21 protein-coding genes are annotated in these 22333 nt (G+C 71.7%); 18 read left to right on the forward strand and 3 right to left on the reverse strand.

Going from position 1 to position 22333, the window contains the following annotated elements; genetic code table 11:
* Nucleotides 1-73 precede the first annotated feature (73 nt).
* From DY218_RS24975 to DY218_RS24990, 5 genes are all read left to right on the forward strand, one after another.
* Complete coding sequence (locus tag DY218_RS24975; protein ID WP_128558393.1) at nt 74-1315, forward strand: CynX/NimT family MFS transporter; 1242 nt, start codon at nt 74-76, stop codon at nt 1313-1315.
* Between the two features lie 74 nt (nt 1316-1389).
* Entirely contained in the window at nt 1390-1554 is a 165-nt protein-coding gene (locus DY218_RS34335) for a putative leader peptide (protein WP_158574114.1), read from the forward strand.
* 93 nt (nt 1555-1647) lie between these two features.
* On the forward strand, nt 1648-2913 hold the full coding sequence (locus tag DY218_RS24980; RefSeq protein ID WP_128558394.1) for an LLM class flavin-dependent oxidoreductase: 1266 nt from the start codon (nt 1648-1650) through the stop codon (nt 2911-2913).
* Nucleotides 2914-2932: 19 nt separating this feature from the next.
* A complete protein-coding gene (locus DY218_RS24985; protein WP_128558395.1) occupies nt 2933-4306 on the forward strand; it encodes an NtaA/DmoA family FMN-dependent monooxygenase in 1374 nt (457 codons plus the stop codon).
* A 47-nt stretch (nt 4307-4353) separates the two neighbouring features.
* Nucleotides 4354-5616: an SLC13 family permease gene (locus DY218_RS24990; RefSeq protein WP_128558396.1), complete on the forward strand. Its 1263-nt coding sequence runs from the start codon at nt 4354-4356 to the stop codon at nt 5614-5616.
* Between the two features lie 13 nt (nt 5617-5629).
* Here DY218_RS24990 and DY218_RS24995 read toward each other — a convergent pair whose 3' ends face one another.
* Both DY218_RS24995 and DY218_RS25000 read right to left on the reverse strand, forming a co-directional pair.
* Nucleotides 5630-7582, reverse strand: a complete 1953-nt coding sequence (locus DY218_RS24995; protein WP_128558397.1) for an FAD/NAD(P)-binding protein — start codon at nt 7580-7582, stop codon at nt 5630-5632.
* On the reverse strand, nt 7579-8556 hold the full coding sequence (locus DY218_RS25000) for an amino acid ABC transporter permease (RefSeq protein WP_128558398.1): 978 nt from the start codon (nt 8554-8556) through the stop codon (nt 7579-7581). Before DY218_RS25000 ends, DY218_RS24995 begins: the two co-directional genes overlap by 4 nt.
* A 593-nt stretch (nt 8557-9149) precedes the next feature.
* On the opposite strand from DY218_RS25000, the gene DY218_RS25005 reads away from it, so the two are divergent.
* The 13 genes from DY218_RS25005 (at nt 9150) to DY218_RS25065 (ending at nt 21675) form a co-directional block, all read left to right on the forward strand.
* Nucleotides 9150-10280, forward strand: coding sequence for an LLM class flavin-dependent oxidoreductase (locus DY218_RS25005; protein ID WP_128558399.1), 1131 nt, complete (start codon nt 9150-9152; stop codon nt 10278-10280).
* Nucleotides 10277-10876: a GNAT family N-acetyltransferase gene (locus DY218_RS25010; RefSeq protein WP_128558400.1), complete on the forward strand. Its 600-nt coding sequence runs from the start codon at nt 10277-10279 to the stop codon at nt 10874-10876. Before DY218_RS25005 ends, DY218_RS25010 begins: the two co-directional genes overlap by 4 nt.
* Nucleotides 10873-11838, forward strand: coding sequence for an ABC transporter substrate-binding protein (locus DY218_RS25015; RefSeq protein ID WP_128558401.1), 966 nt, complete (start codon nt 10873-10875; stop codon nt 11836-11838). Before DY218_RS25010 ends, DY218_RS25015 begins: the two co-directional genes overlap by 4 nt.
* A gap of 20 nt (nt 11839-11858) precedes the next feature.
* Nucleotides 11859-12902, forward strand: a complete 1044-nt coding sequence (locus DY218_RS25020; protein WP_128558402.1) for an amino acid ABC transporter permease — start codon at nt 11859-11861, stop codon at nt 12900-12902.
* The gene (locus tag DY218_RS25025) at nt 12899-13663 is read left to right on the forward strand and encodes an amino acid ABC transporter ATP-binding protein (protein ID WP_128558403.1); all 765 of its coding nucleotides are present in this window, start codon (nt 12899-12901) and stop codon (nt 13661-13663) included. Before DY218_RS25020 ends, DY218_RS25025 begins: the two co-directional genes overlap by 4 nt.
* A 48-nt stretch (nt 13664-13711) precedes the next feature.
* Nucleotides 13712-14695: an ABC transporter substrate-binding protein gene (locus DY218_RS25030; RefSeq protein ID WP_128558404.1), complete on the forward strand. Its 984-nt coding sequence runs from the start codon at nt 13712-13714 to the stop codon at nt 14693-14695.
* Between the two features lie 10 nt (nt 14696-14705).
* Nucleotides 14706-15779, forward strand: a complete 1074-nt coding sequence (locus tag DY218_RS25035; RefSeq protein WP_128558405.1) for an LLM class flavin-dependent oxidoreductase — start codon at nt 14706-14708, stop codon at nt 15777-15779.
* Nucleotides 15780-15998: 219 nt separating this feature from the next.
* The gene (locus DY218_RS25040) at nt 15999-16220 is read left to right on the forward strand and encodes a hypothetical protein (protein ID WP_128558406.1); all 222 of its coding nucleotides are present in this window, start codon (nt 15999-16001) and stop codon (nt 16218-16220) included.
* Between the two features lie 281 nt (nt 16221-16501).
* Complete coding sequence (locus DY218_RS25045) at nt 16502-17716, forward strand: acyl-CoA dehydrogenase family protein (RefSeq protein ID WP_128558407.1); 1215 nt, start codon at nt 16502-16504, stop codon at nt 17714-17716.
* Nucleotides 17717-17769: 53 nt separating this feature from the next.
* Nucleotides 17770-18228, forward strand: coding sequence for an RrF2 family transcriptional regulator (locus tag DY218_RS25050; protein WP_128558408.1), 459 nt, complete (start codon nt 17770-17772; stop codon nt 18226-18228).
* A gap of 501 nt (nt 18229-18729) precedes the next feature.
* On the forward strand, nt 18730-19581 hold the full coding sequence (locus DY218_RS25055) for a glutathione S-transferase C-terminal domain-containing protein (protein ID WP_128558409.1): 852 nt from the start codon (nt 18730-18732) through the stop codon (nt 19579-19581).
* 10 nt (nt 19582-19591) lie between these two features.
* Nucleotides 19592-21109 (forward strand): flavin monoamine oxidase family protein, encoded by a 1518-nt coding sequence (locus DY218_RS25060; protein WP_128558410.1) that lies wholly within the window; start codon nt 19592-19594, stop codon nt 21107-21109.
* A gap of 95 nt (nt 21110-21204) precedes the next feature.
* Nucleotides 21205-21675 (forward strand): GlcG/HbpS family heme-binding protein, encoded by a 471-nt coding sequence (locus tag DY218_RS25065; RefSeq protein ID WP_128558411.1) that lies wholly within the window; start codon nt 21205-21207, stop codon nt 21673-21675.
* A gap of 2 nt (nt 21676-21677) precedes the next feature.
* Here the strand turns inward: DY218_RS25065 and DY218_RS25070 are convergent, their stop codons facing one another.
* The gene (locus DY218_RS25070) at nt 21678-22094 is read right to left on the reverse strand and encodes a Fur family transcriptional regulator (protein ID WP_128558412.1); all 417 of its coding nucleotides are present in this window, start codon (nt 22092-22094) and stop codon (nt 21678-21680) included.
* Nucleotides 22095-22333 lie beyond the last annotated feature (239 nt).

Raw genomic sequence — 22333 nt, forward strand, 5'->3', positions numbered from 1 at the left:
CGAGTCCGGCGCCCCTACGATGCCCGGGTGCCCGACATGAACGGCCCGACATGAACGATCCGGCAGGTGCGACGTGACCGGGCGACGCCCGTCGCCGACCGCGAGCGGCGCGAGGTCACGGGCCGAGGTCTGGACGCGCCGGACCGCCCTGGTGGCGCTGATCCTCGCGGCGCTCAATCTCCGTCCCGCGGTCACCAGCGTCGGGCCGGTGCTCGAGGAGATCCGTGACGGTCTCGACATGAGCGCCACCGTCGCGGGACTGCTCACCTCGATGCCGGCGGTGTGTTTCGCCCTCGTCGGTTTCGCGGCCCCTCGGCTCGCCCGCCGATTCGGGCACGACGCCGTGGTGGCGGCCGGCGCGCTGGTGATCGCCGCCGGTCTCGCGGCACGCCCGTTCGCCGCGGACAGCGCGCAGTTCGTCGCCCTGAGCGCACTGGCCCTCGCCGGGATCGCCGTGGTCAACGTCCTGCTGCCGGTCGTGGTCAAGCAGCGCTTCCCGCAGCGGGTCGGTGCGATGACCGGCCTGTACTCCATGGCGCTCAACGCCGGTGCCTCCACCGCCGCCGCAGTCACCGTGCCGCTCGCCCGGGAGTTCGGCGCGGACTGGCGGGTCGGGCTCGGCGCCTGGGCACTGCTCGCAGCCGTCGCCGTGGTGCCGTGGCTGCTCCTGGCCCGGGAGGCCGGCCGCCGGCAGGACGCGTCCGGGCAGGCGGAGCAGCAGGAAGGCGTGCAGCCGGCCTCCCGGGACCGGTCGGTCCGCGGTCCCACCGCCTGGGCCCTCGCCGTCTACTTCGGCCTGCAGGCCACCGCCGCGTACGTGGTCATCGGCTGGCTGCCGCAGATCTTCCGCGACGCGGGCATCTCCGCGGACACCGCGGGTCTGCTCTTCGCCGTCACCTCGGTGCTCGGCATCCCGCTGTCCTTCGCGCTGACCGCGCTCGCCGGGCGGCTTCGCCACCAGAGCGGCATCGCCGTCGCCGTCGGACTGTTCGGCCTCGCCGGTTACGCCGGGCTCTGGGCGGCACCGGATGCCGCACCCTGGGTCTGGGCCTGCCTGCTCGGCGTCGCCAACTGCTCCTTCCCGCTGGCGCTCACCATGATCGGACTGCGCGGACGCGACAGCGCGGCCGTGGCCAAGCTCTCCGGGTTCGCGCAGAGCACCGGATACCTGCTGTCCGTGCCCGGACCCGTGCTCGTAGGTGTGCTGTACGAACACTCCGGTGGCTGGCGGCTGCCGCTGGTGTTCCTGGCGGTTCTGATGGTGCCGCAGCTGGTGGCCGGCCATCTCGCGGGCCGCGACCGCCAGATCGGCTGACCGCGCAGCGGCGGCAGGCGCACGGCCGAGATTTCACGCTGCCGCAACGAGCCGCTGCACGGACTTTGCTAGACATGGTGGAGGAGCACTCCGATGCCGCTCCGCCCCTGAAGGGATACGCCTCCGTGGTCCATGTGACGTGCCGGCCGCGCGTGATCGATCCGCGCCGCCGCATCCGTCTGCACGGCAGGCCACACATCGACCTGCGGCGCGTCGCCGGCGCGCTCTGTCGTTCCTGACCCCGCCGCGGTGACCGACCCGGTCACCCTGCGCCCGCCGCGGCCCCGTGCTCGCCGGCCTCTCTCGTACGGACCATCAGGAAGGCACCCGACGTGTCCTCAACACCCCCTGCACCTCTGCACCTTGCCGTCGCCCTGGACGGCACCGGCTGGCATCCGGCCTCCTGGCGGGAGCCGGTGGCCCGCCCACGGGAGCTGTTCACCGCCGGATACTGGACCGATCTGGTCGCCGAGGCCGAGCGCGGACTGCTCGACTTCGTGACCATCGAGGACGGCCTTGGCCTGCAGTCCTCGCACTTCCTCGAGCCGGACGACCGCACCGACCAGGTCCGCGGCCGCCTCGACGCCGTACTGGTCGCGGCCCGCATCGCCCCGCTGTCCCGGCACATCGGCCTCGTACCGACCGCGGTGGTCACCCACACCGAGCCCTTCCACCTCTCCAAGGCCGTCGCCACCCTCGACTACGTCAGCGGCGGACGTGCCGGAGTGCGGGTGCAGATCAGCGCCCGCCCCGCCGACGCCGCCCACTTCGGCCGCCGCACCCTCCCGCACATCGACGGCTACGAGACCCCGGGCGCACGGGAGTCGGTGACCGAGCTCTTCGACGAGGCCGCCGACTACGTGGAGGTGGTGCGCCGGCTCTGGGACAGCTGGGAGGACGGAGCGGAGATCAGGGACGCCGCCACCGGCCGGTTCATCGACCGGGACAAGCTGCACTACATCGACTTCGAGAGCCGGCACTTCAGCGTGCGCGGACCGTCGATCACGCCGCGGCCTCCGCAGGGCCAGCCCGTGGTCAGCTCCCTGGCGCACTGGACCGTGCCGAACCAGCTGGTGGCCCGCCAGGCGGACGTCGGCTACATCACTCCGCACGATGCCGAGCAGGCCCGGGCCACGCTGGCCGAGATCCGCGCCGAACAGCGGGCGGCGGGCCGCTCGGCCGAGACCGTGCACGTCTTCGCCGACCTCGTGGTGTTCCTCGACGACGAGCAGACCACCGCCGAGGCCCGCCGGGACCGCCTCGACTCGGCCGCCGGCGAGCCGTACACCGGCGACGCCCGCATCTTCGCCGGCACGCCCGCCCAACTGGCCGATCTGCTCGAGGAGTTCCAGTCGGCCGGCCTCACCGGGTTCCGGCTGCGACCGGCCGTACTCGGCCACGACCTGCCCGCGATCAGCCGCAGCCTCGTCCCCGAACTCCAGCGCCGCGGACTGTTCCGCCGTGCCTACGAGGCCGACACCCTGCGCGGCCTGCTCGGCCTGCCCCGCCCCGCTAACCGCTACGCGTCCGGGCCGGACGGACGCGAACCGGCGCCCGAGCCCGTCGCCCCGGCCGCATCCCGCGCCGCCACCGCCTGAGCCGGAGGACCCCACCACCATGAGCAAACCGCAGAAGCAGATCCATCTGGCCGCGCACTTCCCCGGCGTCAACAACACCACCGTGTGGAGCGACCCGGAGGCCGGCAGCCACATCGAGTTCAGCTCCTTCGCGCACTTCGCGCGGACCGCCGAACGCGCCAAGTTCGACTTCCTGTTCCTCGCCGAAGGACTCCGCCTGCGCGAACAGGGCGGCCGGATATACGACTTGGACGTGGTCGGCCGCCCCGACACCTTCACCGTGCTCAGCGCCCTGGCCGCCGTCACCGACCATCTCGGCCTCACCGGCACCATCAACTCCACCTTCAACGAGCCCTACGAGGTGGCCCGGCAGTTCGCCAGTCTCGACCACCTCTCCGGCGGCCGCTCCGCCTGGAACGTGGTGACCTCCTGGGACGCCTTCACCGGCGAGAACTTCCGCCGCGGCGGCTTCCTGCCACAGGAGGAGCGCTACTCGCGGGCCCAGGAGTTCCTCGCCACCGCACACGAGCTCTTCGACTCCTGGCGCGGCGACGAGATCCTCGCCGACCCGGCCGTCGGCGCCTTCCTGCGCGACGCCAAAGCCGGAGCCTTCTCCCACACCGGACAGCACTTCGACATCCACGGGCAGTTCAACGTCCCGCGCTCGCCCCAGGGCCGGCCGGTGATCTTCCAGGCCGGTGACTCCGAGGAGGGCCGCGAGTTCGCCGCCGCCGAGGCGGACGCCATCTTCAGCCGGCACGCCACCCTGGACGCGGGCCGCACCTTCTACGCCGACGTCAAGGGCCGGCTCGCGAGGTACGGCCGCGGGCCGGACGAGCTCCTGATACTGCCGGCCGCGACCTTCGTACTCGGCGACACCGACGCGGAGGCCCAGGACCTCGCCCGGGAGGTCCGCCGGCAGCAGGTCAGCGGCGCGACCGCCCTCAAGCACCTGGAGTTCGTCTGGAACCGCGACCTGTCCGGCTACGACCCGGACGGCCCGCTGCCCGACATCGACCCCGACGTCGGCGAGCACCACATCGCGCGCGGCCGCGCCCAGGTCCGTATGTACCGCGACCCGCTGGCCACGGCCCGCGAATGGCGTGAGCGCGCCGCCGCCAACAACTGGTCGATCCGCGATCTGGTCATCGAGACGGGCAACCGGCAGAACTTCGTCGGGTCGGCCGACACCGTCGCACGGACCATCGACGAGCTCGTCCAGGCGGACGCGAGCGACGGATTCATCCTCGTCCCGCACCTCACACCCGGCGGTCTGGACGTCTTCGCCGACACCGTCGTACCGCTGCTCCAGGAGCGCGGCGTCTTCCGTACCGAGTACGAGGGCACCACCCTGCGCGACCATCTCGGCCTCGCCCACCCCGACGACCGTACGGGAGCGCGTCACGCCTCCTGACCGCAGCGCGGTGGAGGGCCGTTTCCGGTGACGGACGGACCGCATGGATGATCGGGGGTGTGTTCCTCGCAAGTCTGTCCGTCGCGGCGCTCGCCGTGGTCCTGGTGGGCGCCGTCGTCCGACCCTTCGGGAAGCCGGAGGCGGTGTTCGCGATACCCGCGGCCGCGCTGGTGGTGGCCACGGGTGCGATACCGCTCGACGACGTGCGCGAGGAGGCCGCCCGGCTCGGTCCTGTCGTCGGCTTTCTCGCGGCCGTCCTGGTGCTCGCCAGACTCTGCGACGACGAGGGGCTGTTCCGCGTGTGCGGGGCCTGGATGGCCCGGCGTGCGCGGCGCGAGCCCCGTCGCCTCCTCGGCGCCGTCTTCGCGTTCGCCGCGCTGATCACCGCCGCGCTCAGCCTGGACGCCACCGTGGTCCTGCTCACGCCGGTGGTGTTCGCCACCGCCCGCCGTATGGGCGCCCGCGCCGGCCCGCATGTCTACGCCGCCGGCCATCTGGCGAACTCGGCGTCCCTGCTGCTCCCCGTGTCCAACCTCACCAACCTGCTCGCGTACAGCGCCGCCGGACTGAGCTTCACCCGCTTCGCAGCCCTGATGGCCCTGCCGTGGCTTGCGGCGATCGCGGTCGAGTACGCCGTGCTGCGCCGCCACTTCGCCGCAGATCTGGCAGCGCCCACCGCCACGCGGGACCAGCAGCAGGAACCCGTCGCGCTGCCGCTGTTCGCGCTGATCACCGTCGCCGCCACGCTCATCGGATTCGCCGTCGCCTCCGCCTGCGGCATCGACCCGGCCTGGGCGGCAGCGGCCGGCGCCACGGTGCTCGGCATACGCGCACTGGCCCGGCGAGCCACCACGCCCAGGGTGCTGCTGCGCGCCGCCGACCTGCCCTTCCTCGCGTTCGTACTCGCCCTCGGCATCGTGGTCCGCGCCGTGCTCGACCACGGACTCGGAGATGTGCTCGGTGCGCTACTGCCGGACGGCAGCACGCTGCCGGCGCTGCTCGCGATCGCCGCCGTCGCCGCCCTGCTCGCGAATCTGATCAACAACCTGCCGGCCGTACTCGCCCTGCTGCCACCGGCCGCCGCCGGCGGTCCCGGACCCGTCCTCGCGGTGCTCATCGGCGTCAACATCGGCCCGAACCTGACCTACGCGGGCTCCCTGGCCACCCTCCTGTGGCGCCGGATCGCCCAACGCCACGGCTACGAGGTACGGCTCGGCGAGTTCACCCGGCTCGGGCTGCTCACCGTGCCCGGCGCGCTCCTCGCCGCGACCACCGCCCTGTGGGTGGCGCTGCGGACGCTCGGCAGCTGACACATGGCGCCGTTCAGCCGTCCGAAGCAGCGGCCCGCGCCCTGCTCAGCGTGCGCAGCAGCCGCCTCGCCACCGCATCGTTCTGCCGGAAGGCCGGGGCATCGGTGCGCGGCCGGGCGAAGGCGGCGATGGCGCGGCTGTTGGTCGGTGCGCCGAGCGCGATACGCCGCGGATGCGGCCGGCCGAGGCGTGGATCGCGCAGATGCGCATCGGCGGGGGAGACGTCCACGAGGCCCGAACGGTGAGTGCCTTCGGCATCCGATACGACCTCCTCGGCTATCGCGCCCGCCGCCAACAGGTCGCGCAGCAGAGGGCTCTCGGTGCGCTGCAGCGACGACCTCGGCAGATACGCCTCGATCAGCGCCGTCGCCCGGGTGACGTGCCCGGGCACGGTCGGGCTGGTCGCGGTGAAGGTCCCGGTCGCCTCGTCCGTACCGACCCGGATGTCCGCACCGACGAAACGGACGATCCCGGCCCGGGACAGCGCGAGCAGCTGCCGCAGCCGGAATCCGGGCGGACCGGAGGCGAGAAAGCTGAAGAACCCCTGCCACCAGCCGTCGAGGTCCTCCCCGATGGACCGCGCGCTCAGCCTGCCCTCGGCCACCACCCGAGGCAGCTGCCCGTAGATCGAGAGCAGTGCGAGGAACGCACCCAGGTCGGCGCTGAACTCCTCGTCCTCCCGGCGGTCGACGTCCTCGGCGATGTACGTGCGCAGGCCGGCCTGGAACTCCTCGGCGGAGGCGAAGACCCGCCCCGCGAGCGGCCGGTCCAGGGCCTCGAAGTCGAGCCGGTCCACCGGATCGGGCACTCCCTTCGCCACCAGCGATGCCATGTCCGGCTCGTACCAGTCGAGCCGGTCGTACGCCGCGAGGAACTCCGGCCAGGGCATGGCGGTGCGCTCGGGGTGGGCGTGGAACAGCTCGTGATAGTGGCCGAAGCCGATCTCCTTGGCCATCAAAGGCCACAGATCGCGCCGCAGATCGAGCGGCCGCTCCTCGGCGAGCAGCTCGTCCACCGCATCCGCCCCGAAGTAGCGGGGCAGCGGCGCGCGCGGCCCGCGCAGCCGGTAGCGGGTCTTCGCGTGGTACGGCACCCCGCGCCGCGAACCGGCGTGGATCACCGGCTCACGCCCCGACGGCAGATAGCTGAGCGTGCCGTCGGACTCGGTGCGGAACCGGCCGCCCCGCCCCTCGGTGAGCAGCGCCACCAGATCGATGAAGGCGAGCCCGAGACCACGCAGGACGACCGGCTCACCGGCCCGGACCCCGGACAGATCGGCGTCCGCGGAGAACTCCGGCGGGAGATGGAAGCGACCGTGCCGCCGGGCGAAGTCGGCGTTCGCCTCGTGCTCGGCCGGCGGCGCGGAGCCGAGATGCCCCAGGGCAAGCACGACCAGATCGGCGGTGAGCGGCTGCGCGCGGTCGGCGAGGTGGACCTGCTGCGGCCCGTTGGGAGGTCCGGTGACGGCGTTCGCCGTGGTGCGGTGCCAGTCGACCGTCACCGACGGCGGCAGTTCGCCGATCGCGCGCCGGAACACCCAGTCCAGATAGGCGCTCTGGGCCCGGCGGGTGGGGAAGTCACTGCTCGCCAGGTCACGCAGCTCTGCCAGCACATCCGGGTCGGCCGGCTCCTCGTACGGCTCGTGCCGCGGGCCCGACCCCGCGAACTGCGCCGCCCACTCGGCGAGCGAGGGACCGGGCCGCACGGGCCCCTCGACCGTCGACGACTCGTCCGTGAAGAGCGTCACGTCCTCGGCCATCGAGTTCATCCGCAGCAGCGGCGACTGCGCGTGCCGCCATATCCGGCCCGGCCCCGGCGGATGCGGGTCCACCAGATGGATCTTCAACTGCCGTGTGCCGTCCCAGAGTTCGGGCGCGTTCGCGGCAATGCGCTCCAGCAGCCCGGTGGTGCGCGGGCCCGCGCCCACGACGACCAGTACGGCCCGGTCCGCCGGGTCGGCGCTCACTGCTTGCCGCCGGGCGTCCCCCGGCGTGCGGACAGCCGACCGATCCGACGCCGTACCCGCTGCACCGGAGTGGGCGGCAGCGCGGCGGACGTCCCGCGTGCGTAGTGCCGCTCCACATAGAACTGCCCGACGCTCAGCACCGTGGTGACCGCGATGTACCAGACGGTCGCGACAAGCAGCAGCGGGATGACCTGGTACGTCTGGTTGTAGATCAACTGGACCGAGTAGAGCAGGTCGTGCACGGCGAGCACGCTCACGATGCTGGTGCCCTTGAGGGTGCCGATCAGCATGTTGCCCGCCGTCGGCACGATGGACCGCATCGCCTGCGGGACGACGATCCGGCGCAGGGTGCGCCAACGGCTCAGACCGAGCGCCTGCGCCGCCTGGGTCTGACCGGGCTCCACGGACAGGATCCCGCCGCGCACCACCTCGGCGGCGTACGCGGCCTCGTGCAGGGTCAGTCCGATCACCGCGGTCAGCGTCGGCCCGAGCAGATTGACCGTCTGCACGGAGAAGAACTCCGGGCCGTACGGGATGCCGAGGCCGATCGTCGGATACAGGGCGCCGATATTGAACCAGAACAGCAGCTGCACGAGCAGCGGGGTGGAGCGGAACACCCAGACGAAGCCCCAACTGATGGTCTGCAGCACCGGGTTGGCGGACAGCCGCATCACCGCGAGCGGGATGCCGAGCAGAAAGCCGAGCACCATCACCAGACCGGTGAGCCACAGAGTGAGCAGCAGTCCGTCCAGGACCGCGGCGGTGGTGAAGTAGCGGCCCACCACATCCCACTGGAAGGCGTCGTTGCGCGCCACGGAGTGCGCGGCGAAGGCGACGAGCGCCAGCGCGAGGGCCCCGGTGAGCCGCCGGCCCAGGTGCCGGCGCGGCACGATACGGGGCGCGTCGTCCTTGCCGGACGCGGCTGGCGGGGAGGAGCCGGCGCGCGGCGGGCCGACGTCGGAGAGAGTGGCCATCGAGGGATCTCCGCAGGGGGAAGTCACGGGCGTCTGAGTGGGTCACGCGCCGCGTCCCTCAACGCAGCCGGAGCAGCGGTCCGCGCAGTGCACGGACAGGCGGCTCCGTGCCCGAGCGTAGGCGCCCGCAGCGGCCGACTGTCAATCGCCCGGGGCAGGTTGCAAAGTGCTGTACACACCCGCGCAACACGCCCGCACGGTACGGGTCCGGCATCCGGTCGCCGCTTGACGGCAGCGCGGACGTACTGCTCAATGACACACATGAACGCCCAGGAACGCTTGGTCTCGCGCGACCACATCGACTTCGGTCGAGTGTGGTCCGCCGCGTGTTGCGCCTGATCCGGCAGTGCGGGTGCCCCGGCACCCGGTAGGGGCGGCGGGACCCCGTTCTTCTCTCCCGTCCGGTGACCGGTCCTTCCCTCCTTCGGATGGCCGCCTGGTGCGGTGACCCCGTCGAGGGCCGGGCTCCCACTTCATCCTCCGACGGACGGCGCGTGCCCACGTGCCGCGGCTCGTCCTCGTCAACTCCTGCCGTACGCCGCCGCGTTCACCCGCGGCCGGCCGGAGCACGCATAGCGAAAGGCCATTCACCCATGCCTGTGGAGTTCCTCGGCATAGCCGCGACCAATGACGGCTCGGAGACCGCCGTACGGTCCGGTCCCGCCTTCGACAAGGAGTACACACTGCGCCTGGGCCGGGCGCACGAGGACCACGGCTGGGACCGCGTCCTGTTCGCCTACGGCTCCGGCTCGCCCGACCCCGCACCGGCCGCCGCGTATCTCGCGAGCCGGCTCGACAAGCTGCAGATCCTGCTCGCCCACCGGCCCAACGTGTCGTACCCCACCTACGCGGCCAAGACCTTCGCGACCCTGGACCGGATCAGCGACGGCCGCCTCACCGTGCACTTCATCACCGGCGGCAACGACCACGAACAGCAGCGCGAGGGCGACACCCTCACCAAGGACGAGCGCTACGCCCGCACCCGCGAGTACATCCGGATCGTCAAGAAGATCTGGACCAACCACGAGCCCTTCGACCACGAGGGCGAGCACTACCGGTTCCACGACTTCGTCAGCGACGTCTTCCCCGTGCAGCAGCCCCGACCGAACGTGTCGTTCGGCGGCTCCTCACCCGCGGCCCACGCGGCCGGCGGCGCCGAGGCAGACATCTACGCCCTGTGGGGCGAGCCCCTTGCGAGGACCGCAGAACAGATCGAGCAGGTCAAGGCCGCCGCCCGGGCCGCCGGCCGCACCGAACTCCCGCGCATCCAGGTCGCGTTCCGGCCGATCATCGCCCCGACCGAGGAGCTCGCCTGGGAGAAGGCGCACCGCACGGTCGGCGCGATCCGCGAGCGCCGCGAGCAGACCCTCAAGCCGCGCCACCGCACCGGCGGCGCCCCGGAGAACACCGGTGCCCAGCGACTGATCGCCATCGCGGAGGCGGGCGAACGCTACGACCGCGCCCTGTGGACCCCGACCGCCGCCGCCACCGGTGGCGCGGGCAATTCCAACGCCCTGGTCGGCACCCCCGAGACGGTCGCCCAGGCCCTGCTCGACTACTACGACCTGGGCGTCGACATCCTCTCGGCCCGCGGCTACGACCTGCTCGGCGACGCCATCGACTTCGGCCGGCACGTCATCCCGATCGTCCGCGAGGAGGTCGCCAAGCGCGACGCCGAGAAGTCCGCCCGCGGACCGGAGACCCTCGCGGCGGCCGGCGCATGACCTCGCTCACCCGGCGACCGCCGGACACGGACCGCCTCACGGTGCTGCGCACCGAGGTCTCCGACCCGCTGGTGCGGCCCCTGCTGCACGAGCTGGGCGAGGAGTACTCCACCCGCTACGGCAAGGACGCGCACGCCGAACTCGCCCGCTATCCCGACGAGGAGTTCACCCTCCCGTACGCCGGGCTGCTCCTGCTGCTCCTCGAGGACGGCGACCCCGTCGCGGGCGGCGCCTTCCGCCGCTACGACGCCACGACCGCCGAGCTCAAGCGGATCTGGACGCACTCCGCGCACCGCCGTCGCGGTCTCGCCGTGCGGGTCGTCGCCGAACTGGAGCAAGCCGCGGCCGAGTTGGGCTACCGGCGCGTGTACCTCACCACCGGGCCGCGCCAGCCCGAGGCACGCGGCCTGTACCTGACCACCGGCTACCGCCCGCTCTTCGACACGGCCGCCGACCCCGAGTCCATCGGCCCGCTGCCCTTCGAGAAACACCTCAGCGAGACACATCTCAGCGAGAAGCACCCCAGCGAGAAGCACCTCACCGCCGTTGCCGTGCCGCCGGCCGCAACCGCACCGACCGGAAAGGCCGAGCTGTGAAACCCACCGCGACCAGAACCCGAGCGGGCCTCGCCGCACTGGCGGCCCTGCCGCTGCTCGCCCTCACGGCCTGCGGCTCCGAGGACGCCGCCGACGGCACGCCGGCCGGCGCCCAGGGCTCGCCCGTGCCGAAGGGCAACCCGGTCGCCGATGTACGCAAGGTCGACCAGGTCGCGGACCAACTGCCCGCCGACGTCAGGAAGAAGGGCAAGCTGCTCGTCGGCAGCTCGATTGGTTTCCCGCCCGGCGCGTACTTCCCGAACGGCCAGGACAAGCCGCCCGCCGGACTCGACATCGACCTCGCCGACGCGGTCGCCAAGGTGCTCGGCCTGAAACTGGAGCGCCAGGACGCCTCCTTCGAGACGATCCTGCCCGCCCTCGGCAGCGGCAAGTTCGACTTCGGCACCGGCAACTTCGGCGTCACCGCCGACCGCCTGAAGACCATCGACTTCGTCACGTACATCAATGACGGCCAGGGCTTCGCGGTCAAGAAGGGCAACAAGCAGTTCGGAAAGAGGATCACCGACCTCACCCAGTTGTGCGGCAGCACCGTCGGCACCGGTGCGGGCACCACCTTCGAGGCGACCCTCAACGCGAAGAAAAGCGTCTGCACCAAGGCCGGCAAGAAGCCGTACAACGTGAAGGTCTACTCGGAGAACGCCGCCACGCTCACCGCACTCCAGCAGGGCCGCATCGATGTCGTCATGTCGACCATCAACGGCCTGCGCTACCAGGCGGCGCAGCCCTCGTCGGGCACCGAGTTCCTCAACGAGTACCACCGCCTCGACGTGGGCTTCACCTTCAAGAAGGGCTCCAAGCTGACCAAGGCCTTCCAGTCCGCTGTCGACGAGCTCATCAAGAGCGGCGCCTACGCCAAGATCCTCGACAAGTGGGGCACCAAGGCCTCCGCGATCGACGCCTCGCGGATCAACCCGCCCGAGCACCGTCCCCCGCACTCCTGAGACCCCCGGCAGGACACATCATGGGATCCCCCACCGAGACCGCACCCCCGGGCACCGGCCTGCCGTCCGACGGCGACAGCACACGCACCGCACCGCCACCCGACGGCCCGGCCACGCTGGAAGTGGTGCCCGTACGGCACTACGCGCGCTGGGTCGCCGTCGCCGCCGTCCTCGTCCTGGTCGCGCAGTTCACACACGGCCTGGCCACCAACCCCGTATGGGAATGGGGGGTGTTCGGCGACTACATCCTCTCCGACACCATCGTGCAGGCCGTGTGGGTCACTCTGCAGCTCACGGCCTACGCCACCGTCCTCGGGTTCGTGCTCGGCACGGTCCTGGCCTTCATGCGCCTGTCGCGCAACCCCGTGCTGCAGACCGTCTCCTGGACGTACATCTGGGTCTTCCGGTCGATCCCGATGATCGTGCAGTTGGTGTTCTGGTTCAACCTCAGCGCCCTGTACGAACGGCTCGGGGTGGGCATCCCCTTCGGCCCGGTCTTCTGGTCCGTCGACAGCAACAGCCTGATCGGCACCATCGGCGCCGCCGTCATCGGACTGACCCTGCACCAGGCCGCGTACGCCGCCGAGATCGTCCGCGGTGGTGTACTGGCCGTGGACGAGGGGCAGTTGGAGGCGTCCGCGGCACTCGGCCTGCCGCGGCTGCGGCAGATCCGCCGCATCGTCCTGCCGCAGGCGATGCGCGCCATCCTGCCCACCGCGGGCAACGAGATCATCGGTCTGCTCAAGGGCACCTCGGTCGTCTATGTAATGGCGATCGGCGAGCTCTTCTACCAGACCCAGGTGATCTACGGCCGCAACGGCCGGGTGATCCCGCTGCTCCTGGTCGCCACCGCCTGGTACGTGCTGCTCACCTCGGTGCTCTCGATCGCCCAGTACTACGTCGAACGCCACTACGCGAAGGGCGCCGACCGCAGCACGCCGCCCACCCCGCTCCAGCGTGCACGGCGCCTCCTCACCGGTGTGCGCTCGGCCGCGGCGCGGCGCCGTGACCCCGTCGTACCCCGCAGCAGCCCGCACCCCGAATCGCAGGGAGACAGCAGATGAGCAAGGTCATGGTGGACGTGCACGGCGTCCGCAAGAGCTTTGGCCCGGTGGAGGTGCTGCGCGGCGTCGACCTGCAGGTGCGCGCCGGCGAGGTGACCGTGGTCCTCGGTCCCTCCGGATCGGGCAAGTCGACGCTCCTTCGCACCATCAACCACCTGGAGAAGGTGAACAGCGGCTGGGTCAGCATCGACGGCGAGCTCATCGGCTACCGGCGCTCCGGCGACAAGCTCTACGAGCTCAGGGAGCGGGACGTCCTCAAGCAGCGCACCCACATCGGGTTCGTGTTCCAGAACTTCAACCTGTTCCCCCATCTGACCGTCCTGGAGAACCTCGTCGAGGCCCCCGTCTCCGCACTGCGCCGCTCCCGCAAGGAGGCGGAGGAGACCGCGCACCGGCTGCTCGACCGGGTCGGTCTCGCCGACCGCGCCGGCGCCTATCCGCGTCAGCTGTCCGGCGGCCAGCAGCAGCGGGTGGCCATCGCCCGGGCGCTCGCCCTGGAGCCCAAGGTGCTGCTCTTCGACGAGCCGACCTCGGCGCTCGACCCCGAGCTCGTCGGTGAAGTACTCGATGTCATACGGGACTTGGGGCGCACCGGCACCACCATGATCGTGGTCACCCACGAGATCGGCTTCGCCCGCGAGGTCGCCGACACCGTGGTCTTCATGGACGACGGACTCGTCGTCGAACAGGGCCCGCCCTCCGAGGTCCTGGACCGGCCGCAGCACGAACGCACCCGGACCTTCCTCTCCAAAGTCCTCTGACCCCCGCACCTTCCGCCCGCGATCCCCATCCACTCGAGGAGAACCACCGTGTCCCCGTCCCGCCCCCGCCGTACCGTCGCAGTCGCCCTCGGGCTGGTCTCCGCCCTGGCCCTCGCGGCCTGCGGGAACCCCTCGGACGGCGACACCACCGAGAGCGCCGGCAAGTCCGGCAAGCAGACGAAGATCAATCTCAGTCCGGACCAGAAGCGGATCACCACCGACAAGGTGGAGTCGATCGCCGCCAAGGTCCCGGCGAAGATCCGCGAGCGCGGAACTCTGGAGCTCGTCAGCTCCTCCGGATCGGCGGCGCCGCTGACCTTCTACGCCACCGACGACAAGACCGTGATCGGCGTCGAGCCCGACATCGCCCACCTGGTCGCCGATGTGCTCGGCCTGAAGGTGCACCTCAACACCGTCTCCTGGGAGAACATCTTCGTCGGCCTGGACAGCGCCAAGTACGACGCGGGCTTCAGCAACATCACCGTCACCGAGGAGCGCAAGGACAAGTACGACTTCGCGCCCTACCGCGAGGACACCCTCGGCTTCGAGGCCAAGAAGGGCAGCGGATGGAAGGTCCGCGGCCCGAAGGACGTGGCCGGCAAGACCGTTGCGGTCAACAGCGGTACCAACCAGGAGAAGCTCCTCGTCGAGTGGAGCAAGGCCAACGAGAAGGCGGGCCGGGAGCCGGTCGACATCAAGTACTACCGCGACGACACCGACGTCCACCTGGCTCTGCAGTCGGGCCGCGTCGACCTCTACGTCGGCCCGCACCCGACTGCCGCGTACCACGTCGCCACCGCCGGCAGGACGGAGGTCGTCGGCACCTACTCGGGCGCGGGCAGCACCCTGCAGGGCCTGATCGCTGCCACCACCAAGAAGAACAGCGGCCTGGTCGAACCGCTCTCCGAGGCCATCGAGCATGTCATCGGCAACGGCACCTACGCCAAGGTCCTGAAGCGCTGGGGCCTGTCCGGCGAGGCGGTCGAGAAGTCGCAGATCAACCCGCCCGGCCTGCCCCGCGACAACAAGTAGGGAGCTCCGCATGAAGTTCCAGGTCCTGACCCTCGTCGGACATGCACCGCATCCGGTGACGGGTGAACTCGGCCCGGCCGCCGATCGGTTGGCCGAGGCGGTGGAGACGGGCGTGAGCGCGGAGGAGCTGGGCTTCGATGCCTACGCGGTGGGGGAGCGGCACGCGGGACCGTTCCTCTCCTCCAGCCCCGGCGTGCTGCTCGGCGCACTCGCCGCCCGTACGAGCCGTATCCGCCTCCTGACCGGTGTGACCGTGGTGGCGATCCTCGATCCGGTACGGGTGGCCGAGGAGTACGCCACGCTCGACCAGCTCTCCCGCGGCCGGATCGAACTCGTCGTGGGCAAGGGCGCCGAGATGGGCCACTTCGACCTCTTCGGCCTCGACGAGGGACTGCAGTGGGACTACCAGGCCGAGAAGTACGAACTCCTGCGCCGGCTCTGGCGGGAGGAGAACGTCACCTGGGAGGGCAAGTTCCGCCCGCCCCTGCACGAGGCCACCACACTGCCGCGGCCGTACGGTGACCGCCCGCCCCGCGTCTGGCACGGCTCCGCCACCAGCCTCAACTCGCCCGAACTGGCCGCGAAGCACGGCGATCCGCTGTTCAGCGCCAACGCCATCCAGCCGCGCGAGGCCTATGCCCGGCTCATCGACCACTACCGGGAGCGGTTCGCGGCGTACGGACACGATCCGAGCGGCGCGTACGTGGGCGCAGGGTCCGGCGGGCTGTTCATCGCCGACACCACACAGCTCGCCGTGCAGCGCTTCAAGGAGTACTACGAGGCGAAGGTCCGCCAGACCCACAAGCCCCACCTGGAGGGCCGGCCCGGCTACAACACCCCGTTCCGCACCATCGAGGAGGCGATCGCCGACGGGCCGCATCTGATCGGCTCGCCGCAGCAGATCATCGACAAGATCCTCGGCTACCACGCGGCCTACCGGCACGATCTGCAGTCGATCACGGTCGACGGCTCCGGACTCGAACCAGCGGCACAACGGGAGCAGTTGCAGTGGTTCGCAGAGGAGATCGCTCCCGTGGTCCGCCGCGAGGCACCCACCTCGCTCTGGGAGCAGCCGGCGTCCTGAACCAAAAAGGTCAGGCGGCAAGGCAACGTGAAGGCTCAAATGACCGTCTGGACCCGAATAGCCCCAGGTCAGAGGGATGCAGGGCTATGGTGCGTTTCGTGCGGTGACCGTGTACGGTCCTCCGAGATCGTTTATCGGGCGCCTACGTCGCTCCGTCACCCGTGCGGGTAAGTCCCGCGCGGTGCAGTGCCACAACATCACCAAGTGAGGACGGCCCTGATGTCGAAGGATGAGGATCAGGGGGCGCATACCACCGGCCAGTGGTGGGGGGAGATTGCTGTCTTCATCGTCACCACGATCGGTGCCGCGCTGCTCGTCGCCGTCGTGTTTGCGGTGGTCTTCGGACGCTCACCCGTCGTGGACCTGGGAGGTCTGTTCGTCGGCGGTCTGGCGGGAGTGTGGGCAGCTCGCTCGTACCGCCGCAAACGCACCCGGGGGTGAGCAGGCGGCGTTCGCCGAGCGGCTGGGTATGGAAACGGCGGATCTCCTGATGGGTCGGAGGCGCGCAGTCGACCGGATCCAAGTTTTCCTACTGGAAAAGTAGGGAAATCGTTGACGCTGGTCGGCGGGCGGGTGACGATGGCGTTCTGCCCGGATCTTCGAAGGAAGCCCACCATGGTCACTGCACCTCCGGCCCCGTCCGCCACGGCCGATCGCGCCTCCCGTGCCGAAGGTCGCGAGGCGTGTACCGGGGCGGGCGGCCACTCGGCGGGAGGCACCGCATGACGGTGGAGCTCGAGTCGGCCGAGCTCCGGCTCGGGCCCGCCGACTGGCTGCGGGTCGCCGGCGATCTCGCGGACGACCTGGCGACCGACGCCGCCGCGCGCGACCGTTCCGGCCGGCCGCCGCTCGACGAGGTGGACCGACTGCGCGAGGCCGGACTGCTCACCCTGCTCACGCCGGCCGAGCTCGGCGGCGGGGGAGCGGACTGGCGCACGGCGTACGCGGTGGTCCGCACCGTCGCCGCGGCGGATGGTGCGATCGGTCAACTCCTCGGCCGTCATTACTTCCTGGCCGGCGCCCCGCGCTTCTTCGCCGACCCGGCCCGTGCCCGGCGCCTGGAGCGGGAGGCCGCGGCCGAGCGGTGGCTGTGGGGCGGCGGCATCTCCGCCCACGAGCCACCGCTCACCCTCACCCCGGACTCGGCCGGCACCGGCAGCCACCTGCTGGACGGCCGGCTGCCCCAGGTGGCGGGTGCCGGGCACGCCGACCGGCTGGTGGTACGCGCCGTGCGGTCCGCGACCGGAGAGCCGCTCGCCGTCCTGGTCGACCCGTCCCGGCCCGGAGTGCGCCGCCTCGACGGCGGGACGGCCGCCGACGGGGGAGTGGACTTCGACTCCGTGCGCGTGACGTCCGACGACGTACTCGGCTCCCTGCTGCCCGACGACGACGTGCTGTCCCCCTTCGCCCGGCTGGCCGGACCGGCCGCGCGCCTGGTCTCCGCCCACTTCTGCCTCGGCGTGGCCGAGGGGCTGCTCGCCGAAGTCCGGGAGTACGAACGGGGGTTGCGCGCTCCCTGGCAGCCGTTCACGCCCGAGCCGCGTGCCGTCGGGGACCGCTCGCAGGACGCGCACGCGCTCACCGTCTACGGCGAGCTCGCGGTCTGCGCGCGCGCCGCCGCCGCCCTCACCGAACAGGCCGTCGCCGTCCTGACCCGCGCCCTCGGCCGCGGCGAGGAGCTGGAGGACGAGGAGTGCGCCGAGGCCGTCGTGCTCGCGGGCGCCGCCGAGGCGGCCGCCTCGCGCGCGGCCCAGGACATCACCACCCGTGCCCTCGACGGCATGGGCATGGACGCCGTCTCGCCCCGCTACGGATTCGACCGCTTCTGGCGCAGCGCCCGCGGCCACGCCCTGCGGGAGCCGGTCGCACACCGGCTGCGCGAGGTGGGCGACTACTTTCTCAACGGCGCCCACCCTCCGTTCACCCTGCCCGCCTGACCGGGTGGACGGCACGGTGATCGCGGTACGGGGCGGGGATGGATAATTGCGGTATGCGGATCTCGGCGAGGGCGGACTATGCGGTGCGGGCGGCACTGGAGCTGGCCGCGGCCGGTGACGACGCCTCGCTCAAGGCCGAGGCGATCGCCGCGGCACAGGGCATCCCGCACAAGTTCCTCGAGGGGATCCTCGGCGATCTGCGCCGGGGCGGGCTCGTCACCAGCCGCCGCGGCGGCAACGGCGGTTACCAACTCGCCCGCCCCGCCGCGGAGATCTCCCTCGCGGACGTGATACGGGTCGCCGACGGCCCCCTGGTCTCGGTGCGCGGCGTGCGACCGCCCGAACTGTCCTACGGCGGCCCCGCCGAGTCGCTCCTGCCGGTGTGGATCGCCGCCCGTGCCAGCGTCCGCAAGGTCCTCGACGAGGTCACCCTCGCCCAGGTCGCCGCAGCCGAGCTGCCCGCCGAGGTGCAGGGCCTCACCGAGACCGCGGACGCCTGGACCAACCCCTGACCCGCACGCACCTCAACAGGCCCTTCTCGCACCGGAGTCGGCACGTCGGACGGGCGGCTGCCCGAGCACGGCCTCTTGACGCGCCACCCACCCCGTCGCACACTCCAGGTAGGAATTCCTATCCGTACGGTAGGAAAAGGCGGCAGCGAGGGGACGGTGACACGGTGCAGCACAGTGACCCCCGTGCCCCCGGCGCGACGACCGCCGCAACCGTCCGGCCGTGGTCCCCGCTGACCAGCCGCCGGCACATCGACCTGCTCCGCGTCAGCAGCGCAGCGAGTACCGCCCGCCACTGACGCCCCTCGCATCCGTCCCTGCACGGATCGCGCAATCCGCGCCCGCCTTCCGCGCGCGCCGTCCGCGCGCCCCTCCACCGGACACCTCCACCCGTATCGCCACGCGCCCCGGACCGCATCCCGGGGTGCGCGCCTCCGGCCGCGCCGATGCCGCCGCGTGCCGTCGCTCCCGCATGCCCCGTGACCGAGCACCCCAGGGAGACGTATGTCCGCCACGTACCCGACCGCCGCACCGTCGCTGCGCAGCAGGATCGGCAGCGATCCGGAGGGCGGCGGCTACTACGCCGCCCCGCGCCGCTACCGCCTGCACCTCGCCCTGTCCTGTCCGGACTCGCTGCAGATCGCCGTGGTCCACCGCCTCCTGCGCCTCGACGACACCCTCCCCGTGACCCGGCTGCCCGCCGTCCCCGACGCTCCCGACGGCGGATACCTCGCGCTGCGGCCGCTGTACGAGGCGAGCGCACACCACCACCCCGGCCCGAGCCTCGCACCCGTGCTCAGCGACGCCTGGAGCGGCCGCATCGTCAGCACGCACGCCCCCGACATCCTGCGGGACCTGGCCCGCCGTTTCGGGGACGCGGGGCCCGTGCTGCACCCCTGCGGCGCGGAGGCGGACCTCGAACGGATCGGCCTGCTCTGCGAGCGCGTACACGGGGCGGCTCAGCGGGCCGGGAGCGCGGATCCCGCCGAACGCTACGCCGCCGTCGAGGACTTGCTCGATGTGCTGGCCGTACTCGAGGGCCGGCTCACCAGCCATGCGTACATCACCACCGGCGGGCTCGGCCTCGCCGACATCCAGCTGTGGGCGACCCTCGTACAGCTCGACACGGTGCACCGTCCGCACCTGGATCCTGAAACCGTCCGGCGTATCGCCGCCCACACCCAACTCTGGGCGTACGCAAGCGGATTGACCGAGCGTCCGGAGTTCGGCGGACAGCTGGACCTGGACGGCATCGAGCAGCGCCGCCGTGCGCACCGGCCGGATGCGGCGGCGGCCGCCGACGGTTTCATGCGACTGACATGCCTGCTACACCATCGGCCGCAAGCCGCTCACTAGCGTTTCGGGCATGTCTCCCACCGAGGTGAGCAGCCCGTTCGACGAGCACTTCCGCTTCCCGGCCGACCTGGCGGACGCCCGGCCCGGACCCCCGGGCCGGGTCGCCGTCGTCGGCGGCGGTATCTCCGGACTCGCCTGTGCCCACGAGCTTGCGCGACGCGGCCTCGATGTCACCGTCTACGAGCGCGGCGAGCGGCCCGGCGGCCGCATCCGCACCCACCGGTTCTGGGACGGGACACACGGCGAACTGGGCGCCATGCGACTGCCCGCCAACCACCACACGACCCTGCACTACGTACGACGGTTCGGCCTCGCCACCCGCCCGTTCGTCAACGCCAACCCCGACGCCTGGCTCCATCTGCGCGGCAGCCGGGTCAGGGCCCGCGACGCCCACACCCTGCCCGCCCGCTACGGACTCAGCGGCCCCGAGGACCGCGATCCGCTCGGCCTCCTGGAGGAGCTGCTGCACCGGGTCTGGTACGGACTGCGCCGCGAGCAGCACAAGGCGGTGCTCGCCGGCGAGATCGACGACCCGGAGGTCGCGGCCCTCACCGAGACCTCCCTGTGGCAGTACGCGAGCAGCCGGCTCAGCCCGCGGGCCTGGGACCTGGCCGGCCAGGCGACCGGCCTCGCGCACTACGAGCACGCCTCGCTCCTGGAGGTACTCGTCGACTACTTCGGTCTCTTCCATGTGGCGCAGCTGGAGTTGACCGACGGCATGGACGCGCTGGTCTCCGCCTTCACCGGCAGCCTGCCGCCGCACACCGTCCACCTCTCCACCCACGTCGAACGACTGCACACGGACGCCGACGGGGTACGGATCCAGGGCCGGGGCCTCGGCGGCCGGTTCGACGACCACCACGACTGGGCCGTGTGCGCCCTGCCCGCGCCGGCGCTCGACCGGATCCGCTTCGACCCCGCACTGCCGCCCGGACAGCGGCAGGCGGTCCGCGGCATCCACTACGCGAGCAGCAGCAAGACGCTGGTGCATGTGAACCGCAGGACCTGGGAGCTCGCCGACGGGATCCACGGCGGCGGCAGCGTCACCGACCTGCCGATCCAGCATGCCTGGTACCCGTCCGACAACGCCCGTGCACAGGGCGACAGTTGGGTGGCGGTCGACCCCGACCGGTCGCACGGCCCCGCCGTCCTGACCGGCGCCTATCTGTGGGAGGGCAACGCCCGGCGCTTCGGTGCGCTCCCGGAGGAGGACCGCACCGGACTCGTCCTGGAGTCCCTGGAGGCACTGCACCCCGGGATCTCCGCGACGGTCGACGACATCGTGCACTGGAACTGGGACGAGCAACCCGGCATCGCCGGCGGCGCGTTCGCCTACCTGGCTCCCGGCCAGCACGCCCGCTACCTCGCCGACCTCGGCGCCCCGCATCCGGCCCCGCGGCCCCGGATCTTCTTCGCCGGCGAGCAGTTGTCGGTCGCGCACGCCTGGATCCAGGGCGCCCTCGAATCCGCGCTCGTCGCCGTACGCGCCCTCCTTGCGGAGGCCCGCTCGGGAGCGGCGGCACGCTGAGCGCGGCGCGACGACCGTCTAACAGACCCATCGATTCGTCGACTTGACGACTCATCGCCACACCGAACCACAGATCCGTCGAAGGGAACCCCGACATGAGCGTCACCCTCGCCCAGGCGAACCGCATCGTGCAGGCCGGACTCGACTTCGCCCGCGCACGGCGCTTCGAGCCGCTCACCCTCGCCGTCCTGGACACCGGAGGTGTGCTCGTCAGCCTGGCGCGCGAGGACGGCGCGGGACTCCTGCGCCCGGACATCGCCGTCGCCAAGGCGTGGGGCGTACTGGGCCTCGGTATCGACAACCGCGAGATCGGCCGCCGGGCCGCAGCCGCACCGGACTTCTTCACCTCGGTCGCGGCCCTGGCGGGCGGCCGTGTGCTCTCGGTGCCGGGCGGCGTGTTCGTACGGGACGCACAGGGGCGGCTGCTCGGCGCGGTGGGAGCGACCGGCGACACCTCGCTGAACGACGAACGGGCCGCCGTCGCGGGCATCAGGGCCGCAGGTCTCGTCCCGGAGACCGGGGCGGAGGAAGACGAGACCGACGAGACCGACCAGACCGGAGCCTGAGCTCAGCCCCGGGCGCAGTCCGGGCACAGGCCCCGGTAGGTGACCTCGGCGGCCGAGACGTCGAAGCCGAAGCGCTCGGCGTCCGGCAGATCGGCCAGCGGATCGCCGGCCGGGTGCACATCACGGATGATCCCGCAGCCCGAGCACACCAGGTGCTGGTGGGGCCGGTGTGCGTTCGGGTCGTAGCGCTTGGCCCGGCCGTCGGTGGTCACCTCGACGACCTCGCCGAGCGTGACCAGTTCCCCGAGTGTGTTGTAGACCGTGGCCCGGGAGATCTCCGGCAGCCTCGCCGTGGCGCGCTCGAGCACCTCGTCCGCGGTGAGGTGGATGTGGTCGCCGTCCAGGACCTCGGCGACCACACGCCGCTGTGCGGTGACCCGCCAGCCGCGCCCGCGAAGCCGTTCCAGCAGGTCGCTCATGACCACGAGCCTTCCTGTGCCTCGTCCATGGAATGATTCCGTATCGCTCGGTGCGTCTCGGTCTGTGCGTCATATTGACTTGGACTTGGTCCATCGTAGGATCGGCGCCAGCGACAGCCAAGGGCCGAGAGGCGGAAGCACCACCGGAGCCCGGTCACCCGCTCGGGCCGATGCCCCGGTGTTCCACCGGTCCACGCAGCGCAGTTGCAGACAGCGTGAGTCAAAGAGCGTGATCCGTA

Origin of the sequence: Streptomyces triticagri (genome assembly GCF_003429565.1) — a bacterium.
Lineage (GTDB): Bacteria > Actinomycetota > Actinomycetes > Streptomycetales > Streptomycetaceae > Streptomyces > Streptomyces triticagri.

Bases quoted from the DNA above. Each gene is read 5' to 3' on its own strand.
- DY218_RS25035 (WP_128558405.1), top strand. From the start codon at position 14,706: ATGAAGTTCCAGGTCCTGACCCTCGTCGGACATGCACCGCATCCGGTG.
- DY218_RS25005 (WP_128558399.1), top strand. From the start codon at position 9,150: ATGCCTGTGGAGTTCCTCGGCATAGCCGCGACCAATGACGGCTCGGAG.
- DY218_RS25025 (WP_128558403.1), top strand. From the start codon at position 12,899: ATGAGCAAGGTCATGGTGGACGTGCACGGCGTCCGCAAGAGCTTTGGC.
- DY218_RS25040 (WP_128558406.1), top strand. From the start codon at position 15,999: ATGTCGAAGGATGAGGATCAGGGGGCGCATACCACCGGCCAGTGGTGG.
- DY218_RS25065 (WP_128558411.1), top strand. From the start codon at position 21,205: ATGAGCGTCACCCTCGCCCAGGCGAACCGCATCGTGCAGGCCGGACTC.
- DY218_RS25000 (WP_128558398.1), bottom strand. From the start codon at position 8,556: ATGGCCACTCTCTCCGACGTCGGCCCGCCGCGCGCCGGCTCCTCCCCG.
- DY218_RS25050 (WP_128558408.1), top strand. From the start codon at position 17,770: ATGCGGATCTCGGCGAGGGCGGACTATGCGGTGCGGGCGGCACTGGAG.
- DY218_RS25055 (WP_128558409.1), top strand. From the start codon at position 18,730: ATGTCCGCCACGTACCCGACCGCCGCACCGTCGCTGCGCAGCAGGATC.
- DY218_RS25045 (WP_128558407.1), top strand. From the start codon at position 16,502: ATGACGGTGGAGCTCGAGTCGGCCGAGCTCCGGCTCGGGCCCGCCGAC.
- DY218_RS24985 (WP_128558395.1), top strand. From the start codon at position 2,933: ATGAGCAAACCGCAGAAGCAGATCCATCTGGCCGCGCACTTCCCCGGC.
- DY218_RS25010 (WP_128558400.1), top strand. From the start codon at position 10,277: ATGACCTCGCTCACCCGGCGACCGCCGGACACGGACCGCCTCACGGTG.
- DY218_RS25060 (WP_128558410.1), top strand. From the start codon at position 19,592: ATGTCTCCCACCGAGGTGAGCAGCCCGTTCGACGAGCACTTCCGCTTC.
- DY218_RS25070 (WP_128558412.1), bottom strand. From the start codon at position 22,094: ATGAGCGACCTGCTGGAACGGCTTCGCGGGCGCGGCTGGCGGGTCACC.
- DY218_RS24990 (WP_128558396.1), top strand. From the start codon at position 4,354: ATGATCGGGGGTGTGTTCCTCGCAAGTCTGTCCGTCGCGGCGCTCGCC.
- DY218_RS34335 (WP_158574114.1), top strand. From the start codon at position 1,390: ATGGTGGAGGAGCACTCCGATGCCGCTCCGCCCCTGAAGGGATACGCC.
- DY218_RS25020 (WP_128558402.1), top strand. From the start codon at position 11,859: ATGGGATCCCCCACCGAGACCGCACCCCCGGGCACCGGCCTGCCGTCC.